The organism is Fusibacter sp. (assembly GCF_057447755.1).
Window position 1 is genome coordinate 1 of sequence record NZ_JBVBZF010000074.1, and the last position, 13,561, is coordinate 13,561.

A 13,561-nucleotide genomic window follows, 5' to 3' on the forward strand; every position below is an offset into this window, starting at 1 on the left:
GATCTTATTGCCAGCTTTCTCTTGTTTAAAAATTTTAGCAGCCACTCCAAGATTGAAACACATCTTCGAGAAAATTTTATGATAAAACCTGTCAAAGCGTCCTTGAAAGCGCTTGGCTTTAAACAAATACTTGATTACGAGTCTGAAACGGTAAACAAGGGTGGAAAGTTTGAAGACTTCTTTGTAGAGGGTGAAAATATATTCAGCTACATCTATTATGGCAAACGATGGGGATAACCCCATCGTTTTATATTTTTGTCCACAAAGTTTGTTTAAATTGGGGATTGCGCTTGCCCTAACACCACATAATATACTCATATTAGGAGGTGTTCATATGTTATCAACTTACTTTAAAAATAAAGAATCCAAAAATTTAATCCTTTTCATTCTCGGTAAAGGCATCTCAGTTTTTGGATCCTCAATCTACACGTTTGCCATAAGCTTATACGTGCTCAAGGTGACAGGTTCAGCGCTTAATTTTGCAACCACCCTGCTCCTAGGCATATTGCCTATGATTATATTTAGTCCCTTTGCCGGACTGATTGTTGATCGGTTTCCCAAAAAAATGATTATTGTCGGAACGGACTTCTTAAATGGAATGCTCTTCTTTATATTATATCTTTCGAGCATGAACCAACCACTTTCTATTGGGGCCATCTATATCACCACTGTCCTTCTATCGATTTTTTCAACCCTATTTGCACTTAGCATGGAATCATCCAAGCCATTATTGGTCTCTGCTGATAAGCTCTTAAAAATCAATGCGGTCAGCAAGATGATTGATTCCTTATCCGCAATTCTAGGACCAATTTTAGGAGGCATGGCCTTTGCGATTTTCGACATAAGACTCTTTATTGCAATTAACGCACTATCATTTGTCTTTTCGGCCATCACAGAATGCTTTTTTACCTTCCAAAAGCGTCAGACTAAACCAGAGGTTCATTCATCTGTGTCACAGGCACTCAATGAGGGCATTCAGTATTTTAGAGCCTCATCTGAACTCAAAAAACTCACAAGCGTCTTTATTTTTATTAATTTCTTTTTAGGTTTTTCGATCCAAGTTCCCATGCCTTTTATCATCAACTCTGTGCTTACACTCTCTCCAAAATGGTATGGCGTTATCAACAGCGCCTTTCCAATTGGCATGGTTTTAGGTTCTCTTGTGGTTGAAAAAATCATGGCAAAAGTGGATTACAACAAACTCTTAATGGCTATGGTTGTCTTGATGGCTTTATGCGCCTTGTTTGTGGGAATCCCGCTTGTCTTGCCACTATCAAGAGTCTTCATTGGCTTCATTTATATTGGTATCATGTTCTTGCTGGGAATTGCAATTGCACTCATTGATATTCCAATTATGTTCATCCTTCAAAGCAATGTTCCAGAATACATCAGGGGACGTATCATGAGCTTAATCACAAGCCTTGTCAAGATTGTACTGCCTATCAGTCTGATCATATCAGGTGCATTGCTGCAAACCTTACCTTCCTATTATCTGCCTATATTGGGCGGTGTATTTGCACTGGTATACAGCTTCATCTATTATGTGATCAGCAATAAAAAAATCATCAACAACCCTACTGAAGTATCTGAGGTGAATTAAAATGCTCTACTCGGCTAGTGTTTTCCACAACATCCTATTGTCTTCAAACCCTATGGTCATTAAACCCTCATCAGAAAGATAGGCAAGATAAGATTTCAAAGTACTGCCAACGAGAACATATTGGTTGACGTCCATTTTGAGACCATAGTGATCAAACACTTGCTTGAGCAAGGTTTCAAAATCGATTGCCTCTTCACATAATTTTTTAATAAGTGCTATGATTTCATGGCACTTTTTTAGATTGATTTCTAAAAGTGGTTTAAGATCTTCACTAACCTCAGCATGAGATAGGACAAATTTTCCACCACTCAATGCCTTTAATTTTTCAAGTGTTGCTAAATAGGCTCCCACATCATACAAAAATGAAATATGGTACTTTTCAATAATATGAGCCCCATTGGCCGCATCACCCAGATACCAGACGTCATCAGGTGTCTTAATGCCAATCATATTGAAGGTGTGCCCACCGAGTTCGATAAACTCAAAGTTTTTAATGCCTGTAAGGGTTTCAAATGTCTCAATGGATTCAACTGCACTGGGCTTTGCCATTAAGAACTTATTTCGTAGTGCCTTCATGGGGTAGCCACCGTATAAAAAGGATGGCTCTAGAAGTGGATATTTTACAAAAGCATCTTCTGGTGCCACTGTAAATGCCGTACAGTTAAACTGATCTATGAGATAGGCATTACCACCGATGTGGTCCGCATGCGAGTGTGTGTTGATGATCCATTTGATTTGCCAGCCCTGTTGACCAACGATCTTTGCAATTTTTTTAGCCGCATCCTTGTCATTGCCACTGTCTATGAGGACGACATTGACTTCATCGACCAAATACAGTCCTGTTTTTACAGGGCTTTCAATGTAATAAGACCGAGGTCCCAATTTTTCAAGTTCATACATTTTATTCACCTCATTTTCATTCAAAGCCATTAGAGTCACGTGTCTAATAGGCCTTTTTCCAATTTAAGTCATTATAACAAATGCCCTTTAAAAAAACTTATTCGTCATGATAATTTAACAAAAAAAATGATTTTTAGACCCTTGATTGGCGTCTAAAAATCATTTTAGGTTATTTTTAATATTGTAGGCCTAATCCTCTGAAAACTGGCTGTTGTATAGATTTGCGTAGAAACCATCCTGGGCTAAAAGCTCATGATGATTGCCCTGCTCAATGATCGTCCCCTGATTCATGACGAGAATGAGTTCTGCATCCCTAATGGTTGAGAGTCTATGTGCAATTACAAAGCTCGTCCTACCATGCATGAGGTTACCCATTGCCTTTTGAATCAAGACTTCAGTTCTGGTGTCGACGTTACTTGTGGCTTCGTCCAGTATAAGAATATGAGGATCTGCCAAGATGGCTCTTGCAATGGTCAATAACTGCTTCTGACCTTGAGAGATATTTGAAGCCTCTTCGTTCAGGATGGTGTCATAGCCTTCCGGCAATGTCGTAATGAAGTGATGTGCATGTGCAAGCTCTGCAGCTCTGATAATTTCATCTTCTGTGACATTTTCCTTACCATAAGCAATATTATCTCTGATAGATCCCTTGAACAACCAAGTGTCCTGCAAAACCATCCCAAAGAGCTTTCTCAAATCACCACGTCTCATGTTACTGATGTTGACGCCATCAATTCTAATTTCACCACCATTTAGTTCATAGAAGCGCATTAAGAGGTTGACAAGCGTCGTCTTACCAGCACCTGTTGGCCCAACAATCGCAATGGTATGACCTGCCTTAACGTCAATGTTGATGTCTTCCATGAGGATTTTATCTTCGCTATAACCAAACTTAACGTGGTCAAAGGCAACTTGACCCTTGAAATTTGAAATGGATTCAGGCGATTCAACATCTTCAAGTTCTTCATCCTCGTCTAAAATTTCAAAGACACGTTCAGCTGAAGCGATGGTTGATTGAATAATATTTGTGATATTAGCGATTTGTACTATCGGTTGGGTAAACTGCCTGATGTACTGGATAAAAGCCTGTATATCGCCAATTTCGATTTTGTTCTTGGCAACCAGCAAGCCCCCCACAACACAGACCAGTACATAGCCCAAGTTGTTGACGAAGTTTAGGGCCGGGAACACGATCCCCGACATAAACTGTGCCTTCCAAGCCACATCATAAAGTTCCTGATTTATGGTAACAAATTTTTCAACCGATTCCGCCTCATGACCAAATGCCTTGACAATCTTGTGACCAGTGTACATTTCCTCAACGTGTCCATTGAGCTCGCCCAAGCTTTTTTGCTGCTTGGAAAAATACTTTTGAGAATTTTTCGCAATGAAAACTGTGATGATCATACTCATCGGTAGGGTCAAAAGTGCAATCAGTGTCATCACTGGACTGATGGTCAACATCATGATTAAAATACCAATAACACTTACCAATGAAGTAATCAGCTGTGTTAAGCTCTGCTGAAGTGTTGTGGCGATGGTGTCCATATCATTGGTAATTCTACTGAGGACATCACCATGTGTATGACTGTCATAGTATTTAAGTGGCAACCTATCCAGCTTTGCCTTTACATCATTTCTCATATTGTAGACGGTATTCTGCGCAACGCTTGACATGATAAAGGACATGGCGAAGCTGAAAAGTGCACTGATTAGATAAAGGCCCAACAACAATAAGAGAATTTTTCCAATATATTCAAAATCGACCAAGGGCACTGGTTGATTCCTAATGGCGTCAATGGTTGCTTGTGGCATTTTTTGCTGAATTGCATACATCAATTTGATTTGATGCGAATAGAGGCCAATGATGCCTTCACCAAGTTTGGTGGTTGCCTTACCCATTATTTTAGGCCCTGTGATGGTAAAAATCGTACTCATAATTGCCATGACAAATACAAGTATAAAACGCGTCCTCTGGGGTTTTAGATATGAGGCAAGGCGTTTTAATGTCCCTTTAAAGTCTTTAGCCTTTTGTGGCGGTCCACCCATCATTGGCCCGCCCATTCTTGGACCTCTATGACCGCTTTGATTTTTTTCTGCCATTACATCTCCTCCTCTGATAACTGTGAGGAAACGATTTCCTTATAAACGTCACTTGTCTTTAACAAGTCATAGTGTTTACCAATTGCTTTGATTTTACCCTCATCTAAGACGATGATCTGGTCTGCATCCTTAACAGTACTCACGCGCTGTGCCACTATAATTACAGTGGCTTCTTTGGTTTCACCTTTAAGCGCATGTCTTAGTTTGGCATCCGTCTTGTAATCCAGTGCTGAAAAACTATCGTCGAAAATATAGATTTCCGGTTTTCTAACCAAGGCTCTTGCAATTGAAAGTCTTTGTTTCTGACCACCAGAAAGATTGGTACCCCCTTGTGAAATTGGGGCGTCATAGCCTTGGCTCATCTTTGAGATAAAATCATCTGCTTGGGCAATCTTAGATGCATGAATGACTTCATCCATGCTCGCTTCTTTTTTACCAAAACATATATTTTCTTTAACTGAACCACTGAACAAAATAGCGGACTGGGGTACAAAGCCGATTTTTTGTCTTAAGTCCTTTTGGGTCATCTGAGAAATCGCCACACCATTGACTTTTATCGTTCCATCCTTGATATCATAAAACCTTGGAATGAGGTTAATCAAAGTTGACTTTCCTGCTCCTGTTCCTCCGATAATTGCCGTCACCTGACCCGGGCCTGCACTAAAACTGATGTTGGATAAGGCAGGTTCCTCAGCCCCCGGATAGTAGAAGGTCACGTTGTCAAACTCTATAAACCCTCGTTTGGCATTAGCCGTTTTGGGTTCTGATGTATCCTTAATTTCAGGTTCTAAGTCCAGAACTTCATTTATACGCACAGCAGAAGCCTGAGCTCTTGGAATCATAACGAACATGATGGAAACCATTATAATTGAGAACATGATTTGCATGGCATATTGAAGGAAGGCCATCATATCACCAAGTTCCATGTTGCCATCTGATATCCTAATCCCAGCAAACCAAATAATGGCCACCGAAGTGATGTTCATAAATAGCATCATCACGGGTTGCATGGCTGCCATTATGCGATTGACTTTGATAGAAGTCGTCACCAAATCCAAGTTTGCATCATCGAATCTCTTCTTCTCTACCTCTTGCTTATCAAAGGCTCTGATTACTCTGATCCCAATTAAATTTTCTCTAACCACCCTGTTTAAGGTATCTAACTTGACCTGCATGACCTTAAAAAGCGGCACGACAAATCTAGCGAGCATCCCAATGGTAAGTGCCATAAGTGGCAGTATAATCGCCAAGATTAAAGTGAGATGGGCGTCTTTGGACAGGGCCATGATTATGCCGCCAACACATAAAATTGGTGCATAGATCATGAAACGCATCCCCATGACAAGCAGGGTTTGAACCTGAGTAATATCATTTGTCGTCCTTGTGATCATGGAAGACGTCCCCATGGTATCGAATTCATGAAGTGCATATTGCTCCGCTTTAACAAAGACCTTCTCTCTTAGGTCTCTACTAAAAGCCACGGCAATTCGGGCTGATAGAAAACTGCCCAGAATAGCACAAAGACTACTGGCCAGTGCCACAATCAGCATATAACCACCATAAATCCATATATAACTTGAATTGCCCTTCATCATCCCTTCATTGACCACATCTGACATCAGTGTCGGCAAATAAAGCTCTGCCATTGCCTGTCCAAAGAGTACGATCAAAACTGCTGTAAAAGGCACAGCATAGGGTTTGAAAAATCTAAATAACCTTATCATTTTAAGCTCCTAGTGCTTGTTTACATTTACAAGCATTTGATCTTGTAAAATATGTGTGTTCGTCACAGCGATGACTTCACCTTTTTCAAGACCTGACAATATTTCGATCATATCTTCGCTGGCTAGGCCTGTTACAACTTCTCTCTTTGTTGCAATCTGATCATTCATGACAAATACATAGCTTTGGCCTTCAGCATTTACAACGGCATTGACGGGTACGAGTAAATGTGTTTTACCTGTTACGCCGATTGAAACTCTAGAAGATAAGCCTGCCATTATGTTTTCCTGATTTTTTATGGCAAACTCTATCGGGAAGATTTTACCTGTACTCACTGCCATTGGTCCAATGGTGGTGATTTGTCCCACGAAGTTTTGGTCCGGATAGATGTCAATTTTAAAGTTGACTTCTTCGTTAGGACTGACAAATGGCAAATACTCCTGCGGAATTGTGCCTTTCATCTTAAGAACAGATAAGTCTGCTATGGATAATAGCTGCATCCCTGGAGAAGCAATTTCGCCGTTTTGAACATTTACGCTTACCAAGACACCATCAATAGGGCTGATAATTGTTGAGTTCTCTTTTTGGACATTGAGGGTATTAATACTCGCCTTAGCGTTTTCAATACTTGCAAGCGCTTGATTTTGAAGTGGTCCTGCTGCATTTTCGTATTGCTTTTTTGCAAGTTCATACTTGGATGTCATGTCTGTAAAAGTGCCCTCAGAAATAGCGCCAGTTTCATAAAGTGCCTTTGTATCTAAATAGGTTTTTTCAGTTTGTGCCAAGCTGATTTTTAATAGTGCTGCTTGGTTCTGTGCGGATTGATATGCAGCATTCGCAGCACTAAGACCTGCCTCAGCTTGCTTTAATTGAGCTTCCAATGTCCTTGTATCAAGCTCTAAGAGCACATCACCAGCAGATACGCGATCACCAACTTGCTTTAGGGTATTTAAAATCTCACCAGATGCCTTACTGGTGATATTGACCATGTCATTTGGCAAGAGCACACCTGTTAAATTGAGTTGTGTCTTTATTGTGCCTTCCTCCACGCTTGTCACGTCTACCTTTAAACTTTGGTCCACTGTATTTGTTGCACAGCCACTCATGATTATCATTAAAAGCAGTATAAGGCTTATTAAACCCTTTCCTTTTGTCATTTTCATTATTGCTTCCTCCTCTTATTTCACATGAATTTTAACTTTAGTATTCATTCCCGGCATTAATGTTAAACCCTCATCGTTAACGATGCTGATTTTAACGGGTATCAATTGTGTTTGCTTTGTGAAATTTCCACTTGTGTTAAGTGAAGGGAAGGGTGAAAAAACTGATTCAGTGGCTTGACCAATACTTTGAACATAGCCGTAGAAGGGTTTTTTTCCAAAGGCATCGATTGTAATATCAACAGTTTGTCCCTGTTTGATTTTGAAGATTTCTGTTTCTTCAACATTTGCTTTGATGTATATATGGTCAGTATCTGCAATTATGGCAGCTTCCATTCCTGGTGAGAGCACTTGTCCTTCAACAATGGTTGTATGAATCACTTTTCCACTAATTGGCGCTTTTATTTCCGCTTTTGAAACGATTGCATCTGCGGAATTCTTAAGGGCTGTTGGGTTAATGACGTTACTGCTCAATAACATGCTCACATCTTGAACACCTAAAATGGCATCTTTCTTAAGCATATCCCCTTCCTTAATGTTCCAAGTTGTTACTTTTCCTGTTATTTCAGGTGTCACTGTAATCATATTTGCAGAGATCTGTGCATCCTCAGTTATAAAAAAATGTGTTGATTGATAATAAAATTGGTAGCCCCAAAATCCGCCTCCAATAACAAGAAACGCTAAGACCACTGACATTATTGCTTTAATTTTTTTCATAATAAACCACCTCTATCATCTTAAATTACGCTTTCTCTTTTCCAAGAAGCAAATTGAGCTCCTCCAACAAATCCGCCATTCGGTCGAGTTCAGCATCACTATACTCTTGTAAGCGCTCAATCATGGCATCTTTTACTTGCTTTTTATAGATTTTCAGATAAGTTTCACCTTTTTCCGTGATTTTCAAAATAATCAATCGACGATCACTCTCACTATAAAGTCTTTCAATCAGGCCCTCTTCCACCAGTTTATTAGACGCTACAGTGATATTGGATTTAGGCAACATCATCAACTCACTGTAATAACTCACAGGCTGTCCACTGAACTTACCGACTTTGAAAAGAAGCTCCATTTGCTGTCGTGGCATATCTGCAGATTGATAAACTCTTCTGAACTTTTTAAAGATTGCCGGGAAGACGGTGATCATCCCTTCGGCGCATTTTTCTAAACTGTTCATAGTCCTCCTACCCTCCTAATGATACTCAAAGTGCTTCGAAAAACACTATTCCAAACATATAGTTTATCCGCGTTAATATTATAAAATATAATAGTTACGTAATGTTACTAAATTAGATTAGCATGCATGACTCTAAACTGCAATCCCTTTTTGTTCTTCTTTACAAATAATTCATATGATTAATTATTGACCACGAAGCGTGGCTCAAAAGTGGATAAGCAATACAAGTTCTCATGAAAGGATACTGGCAATATCATTTAACGCCAAAACCTTGTTTTGTCGCTACCGTTCTCATCTAACCGCTTTTCGCAAGTTGAAGATTCTTTCTCAAAGCTGGATGAGAACTAATGATCACTATAACAACATTTGAGCCACCTTCGATGTCTCAAAACAATTTTCGCTGACGCTGTTTGAGATTGAACATTTCTCATCACAGCTTTCGGCTCAAATTTTGTTGTATATAATAAAAAGAGCTGAATTCTTTATTTGAATTCAACTCTTCATTTCTAATGACGATTTATATTTTACAATGAAGCCCTAGAGGGGAAATTTTATAATGAAGCGGCTTCCCTCATTTACCTTACTTTCCACTTGAATATTCCCGCCGTGTGCCGCAACGATTGCCTTTACAATTGAAAGTCCAATCCCCGCACCACCTGACTCTCTTGCTCTTGATCGATCCACTCTATAGAAACGTTCGAATATAAATGGCAAGTCCTCAGCAGGTATACCAACACCGGTATCTGTAACTGTCAAGACAATTTGATCACGCTGGGGTATAACCTCAAGGATGACATTCCCCCCCTCAGGTGTATATTTAAGGGCATTGTTTAACAAATTGATTAATACTTGATTTAGCTTAAAGGCATCACCAAGCATTTTTGAAGGATCACCCTTGACTCTCAAGGAGACATTTTTTATATAAAATTCACTTCTTAACGTTTCAACACTCTGTTTGGCCAATTCATATAAATCCACTTCACTCATTTTGATTATGAGTTGTTCCTTCTCTATCTGAGCAATCTTTGAAAGATCGTTCACCAAGTTACTAAGCCTTGAAGTCTCTTTTAAAAGGCCGTTGAGCCTTTCAGCATCAGGCTGCCAAATGCCTTCCATGATAAGCTCCAAATGGCTTTGTAGGGTGGTGATTGGTGTCCTGAGTTCATGGGCAATATCTGAAGTCATCCGTTTCCTCAGCTCCTCTTGATTGTCAAGAGCAACACTCAATGCATTTATGGTTTCAGAGAGTTCACAGATTTCAAGTGTGGTGGATTGACAGTCCAAACTGGTTCTGTAATTTCCATGCATGATTTTTTGTGCGTTTTCATTGATTTTAATCAGGGGCCTACTTAAAATCTTGGATATATATAAGCCCAAAAAGAGTGAAAGTATGATTGAAACACAACCAACTGCTATTAGGTGCTCTTTTAAAGCCTTCATGTATTTTAAGTCATTGTCGCTTAAAAAATAAGGCCCATAATAGCCAATGGTCAAAGATCCAAACTTCTTTTCACCATTGAGTAAAACATAAGATTTTTCTTCATAGCCTCCCTTAAATCCTGGATACTGCTCTTGCATATTGTCTTCCATTTTTACCAAGATGTCAGAACAAAACCCTTTATTATAAGAGGTTGCATCCCAGATCAGTTGATCAGTGGCATCTGAAACCTTAATTAAATAGCCGTTTTCCATGGCACTGACACCAATACTCTCAAGGGATATTAGGTTCCAATACCGGTCCTCTTCCTGATAACTTTGGGTGATATGATTTACAATCTTATGACTTTCATCATTGATTTTTTCCAGTGTATAGGCTTCAAATCTCTTTTCTATAAAATAATCCGAAGTCAAACCGATGGAAACGATCAGCAAGAACACTATTGAAAAGAAAGCAAAAATAATCTTTAATTTAAGACTAACCCTCATTTACTCACGCCCTTCATCTAAATTTATAGCCTACGCCATGGACCGTAATAATATAAACTGGCGCTTTTGAGTCGGATTCTATTTTAAGTCTAATGTTTTTAATATGGCTATCCACAGCACGGTCATAACCTTCAAAGTCTTGGCCCATTACCAGCTCAATCAGTTCTTCTCTTGTAAATACCTTGTGAGCAGACTTTGCAAGCATTAACAAAATTTTAAATTCATTTGGCGTCAATTTAATCTTCTCTGACAGCTTCATAACTTCATGTCTCTGTTCATCTATACAGAGTGTGCCGTCATTAAAATAGAAGTCTGACTGTCTCGTATGCTGTAAGGATCGCCTCAAAACTGCTTCTATCCTAGCATGAACCTGTTTTAGACTAAAAGGTTTAATGATATAATCGTCAGCACCGATTTTTAGCCCATTAATGATGTCCTTTTCCTCTATTTTAGCAGTGAGCATGATAATTGGTACGTTTGAATAGGCTCTGATTTCCTTGCAGAGTGTTTCACCACTGATATCAGGGAGCATTAAGTCCAGTAGCACCAAATCAATATGTTCTGACTTTAAAATGGAATGAACTGCCATCCCACTTGCATCAAAAAATATGCGATGCTGATGATTTTCTAAGTATGCGGTTAGTGCATTTGCAATATTCAGTTCATCTTCAACAATTAAGATATTGTACATTGTAAAACCTTTCTCTACCCTATTTTAATCCTTTAATTAATTTCGTTTGTAATCCTATATTTCACTGCTATTATCTCTTACAAACTGGTTTTTTTCAATGCCAAACTTTTCGTCCAAGACATTCAAACCATGTAATCGTGACCTAAGGTCATATTCAAAGAAAAAGGAACGTCTCGCTAAGATGCTGACATTCCCTTTTCTAAACTCAAATTATAAGAGCATTCCGATTGCTCGTTTAGTACTTTGAGAGTCTTCTCTATTTTTCCGATCCTAAGCCAACCCTTTATAATTTCAGCTAATTCTCTTTGACTCCCAAAACATTTTCTCAAAAAGATTTGTAGATTTTATGGATTTGTGAATATTTATTTAAGTTTTTACTGATTGAATTGACATTATTTTATTTCGGGAGTAGAATAGTTGCATGCACAACTAATTTAAAGAGGTCTTATCTCATGACAAACAGTCGAAAAGAAATTATAGATACCACAGAAATTGGTAAGTACTTATCAATTCTCTATCGCCATAATCGCATATTCATCGACCAGAACTTAGATGACGTTGATTTTGGAAGCGGCCAACACACCTTTGTCTTTTTTTTGAAATATCATGGTGGCGCAACTCAAGAAGAGATCAGTAGAGCCCTTGATATTGATAAAGCCACCACTGCAAGGGCCATTCAAAAACTAGAGTCTCATGCTTATGTCAGAAGACAAGCGGATTCTGAAGATCGCCGTGTAAATCACGTCTATTTGACAGATAAGGGCAATCAACTTTACGACAAACTCAAAGCCATCTCTAATCAGTGGAAATCCATAATTTTGGAATCTTTTTCTACAGATGAAATAGCTCAATTAGAAGGCACCTTAAAGAAACTTGCACACAACTCGATATCCTATCGACATAAGAAAGAAGGCACAAATGACTGCAAATAATCCCTTAAAAACAGAACCCATTGGCAAATTATTACTTAAATTCTCTATACCTGCAATTGTCGGCATGATGGTTAATGCCCTCTATAATGTTGTAGACCGTATATATATTGGATGGCTCGGTCCCCTTGCCATGACAGGAATTGGTCTCAACTTACCCTTCATGACTCTATTAATGGCATTCGGCATGCTCATCGGTATCGGAGGTGGTGCCATCATCTCCATTAGACTCGGTCAAAATGACCGTGATGGCGCTGAAAAAATCCTCGGTAACGCCTTTACACTTTTAATTCTCATGATGGGTACGGTTGCCATTATCGGACTTATTTTTAAAGTCCCACTCCTCTATCTTTTTGGTGCCAGTGAAGCCACCATCGGATACGCCAATCAATATATCACAATTATCCTGATGGGCGCGATTTTTCAAGGTCTTGGATTTGGTCTCAACAATATCATCCGAGCAGAAGGAAGTCCCAAGATTGCCATGTACACCATGCTCCTTGGTGCTCTTGTCAACATTATCCTAGATCCCATATTCATCTTCCTTATGAACATGGGCATCAGTGGTGCTGCACTTGCGACCATCATTTCACAACTTGTTTCAACGGTTTGGGTCCTATATCACTTTCTGTCTGGTAAGAGTAATCTCACCTTAAAAAAAGAAAACTTAAAGCTTAACCCTACCTTGATTAAAAGCATTTTCAGCATTGGCATGTCTCCTTTCTTCATGCAGGTTGCTGCTAGTGTCGTTACGATCATCTCAAACAATGCCCTTAAAACCACAGGTGGGGATATTGCAATTGGTGCTATGACGATTATTAATGCCATTGCCATTTTCTTCTTAATGCCCATCTTCGGTTTAAACCAAGGATCACAGCCTATCATTGGCTTTAACTACGGTGCCAAGCAGTATGATCGTGTGAAACAAGCTTTAAAACTCGCCATACTTGCGGCAACGGTTTTATGCCTCATCTGCTTCACAGCCACACAATTTTTTACGATTTCCTTGATTAAAATATTTAATCGTGATCCAGAACTTATTGCCGTGACTGCATCAGGTATGCGTATATTCCTAAGCATGATTCCACTTATTGGCTTTCAAATCATCAGCAGTAATTATTTTCAAGCTGTTGGAAAAGCCCCTAAAGCCATGTTTTTAAGTCTACTTAGACAAGTGATTGTCCTAATGCCAATGCTGCTTATTATGCCAAGATTCTTTGGCTTGACTGGCGTCTGGATATCAGGCCCTATTGCTGACTTCACTGCATCTGTGGTCACAGCCATCATGATTATTAATGATATGAGGCATCTGGATGATTCCCATAAAGAACAAATGGCATAAGCAATTTTCGCTGA

11 protein-coding genes and 1 pseudogene are annotated in these 13,561 nt (G+C 39.2%); 4 read left to right on the top strand and 8 right to left on the bottom strand.

The window, feature by feature from the left end:
* Together AC220I_RS10560 and AC220I_RS10565 are read left to right on the top strand one after the other, a co-directional pair.
* Window positions 1-237 (top strand): annotated as a pseudogene (locus tag AC220I_RS10560) (methyltransferase); the annotation flags it as partial.
* A gap of 97 nt (window positions 238-334) precedes the next feature.
* Window positions 335-1,600 carry an MFS transporter gene (locus tag AC220I_RS10565; protein ID WP_486723793.1) on the top strand — a complete coding sequence of 422 codons (1,266 nt, stop codon included), beginning with the start codon at window positions 335-337 and terminating at the stop codon, window positions 1,598-1,600.
* A gap of 6 nt (window positions 1,601-1,606) precedes the next feature.
* Here AC220I_RS10565 and AC220I_RS10570 read toward each other — a convergent pair whose 3' ends face one another.
* The 8 genes from AC220I_RS10570 to AC220I_RS10605 form a co-directional block, all read right to left on the bottom strand.
* A complete protein-coding gene (locus tag AC220I_RS10570; protein WP_486723794.1) occupies window positions 1,607-2,530 on the bottom strand; it encodes an MBL fold metallo-hydrolase in 924 nt (307 codons plus the stop codon).
* A 159-nt stretch (window positions 2,531-2,689) separates the two neighbouring features.
* Complete coding sequence (locus AC220I_RS10575; protein WP_486723795.1) at window positions 2,690-4,603, bottom strand: ABC transporter ATP-binding protein; 1,914 nt, start codon at window positions 4,601-4,603, stop codon at window positions 2,690-2,692.
* Window positions 4,603-6,327 (bottom strand): ABC transporter ATP-binding protein, encoded by a 1,725-nt coding sequence (locus tag AC220I_RS10580; protein WP_486723796.1) that lies wholly within the window; start codon window positions 6,325-6,327, stop codon window positions 4,603-4,605. Before AC220I_RS10580 ends, AC220I_RS10575 begins: the two co-directional genes overlap by 1 nt.
* 9 nt (window positions 6,328-6,336) lie before the next feature.
* Window positions 6,337-7,488, bottom strand: a complete 1,152-nt coding sequence (locus tag AC220I_RS10585) for an efflux RND transporter periplasmic adaptor subunit (protein ID WP_486723797.1) — start codon at window positions 7,486-7,488, stop codon at window positions 6,337-6,339.
* Between the two features lie 15 nt (window positions 7,489-7,503).
* On the bottom strand, window positions 7,504-8,202 hold the full coding sequence (locus tag AC220I_RS10590; RefSeq protein ID WP_486723798.1) for an HlyD family secretion protein: 699 nt from the start codon (window positions 8,200-8,202) through the stop codon (window positions 7,504-7,506).
* Between the two features lie 25 nt (window positions 8,203-8,227).
* Window positions 8,228-8,659: a MarR family winged helix-turn-helix transcriptional regulator gene (locus AC220I_RS10595; RefSeq protein ID WP_486723799.1), complete on the bottom strand. Its 432-nt coding sequence runs from the start codon at window positions 8,657-8,659 to the stop codon at window positions 8,228-8,230.
* A 537-nt stretch (window positions 8,660-9,196) separates the two neighbouring features.
* Window positions 9,197-10,585: an ATP-binding protein gene (locus AC220I_RS10600; protein ID WP_486723800.1), complete on the bottom strand. Its 1,389-nt coding sequence runs from the start codon at window positions 10,583-10,585 to the stop codon at window positions 9,197-9,199.
* 13 nt (window positions 10,586-10,598) lie between these two features.
* Window positions 10,599-11,276, bottom strand: coding sequence for a response regulator transcription factor (locus AC220I_RS10605; RefSeq protein WP_486723801.1), 678 nt, complete (start codon window positions 11,274-11,276; stop codon window positions 10,599-10,601).
* Window positions 11,277-11,728: 452 nt separating this feature from the next.
* On the opposite strand from AC220I_RS10605, the gene AC220I_RS10610 reads away from it, so the two are divergent.
* Both AC220I_RS10610 and AC220I_RS10615 read left to right on the top strand, forming a co-directional pair.
* On the top strand, window positions 11,729-12,208 hold the full coding sequence (locus AC220I_RS10610) for a MarR family winged helix-turn-helix transcriptional regulator (RefSeq protein ID WP_486723802.1): 480 nt from the start codon (window positions 11,729-11,731) through the stop codon (window positions 12,206-12,208).
* Window positions 12,195-13,547, top strand: coding sequence for an MATE family efflux transporter (locus AC220I_RS10615; protein WP_486723803.1), 1,353 nt, complete (start codon window positions 12,195-12,197; stop codon window positions 13,545-13,547). The genes AC220I_RS10610 and AC220I_RS10615 overlap by 14 nt, the downstream gene beginning before the upstream one ends.
* Window positions 13,548-13,561: the final 14 nt, after the last annotated feature.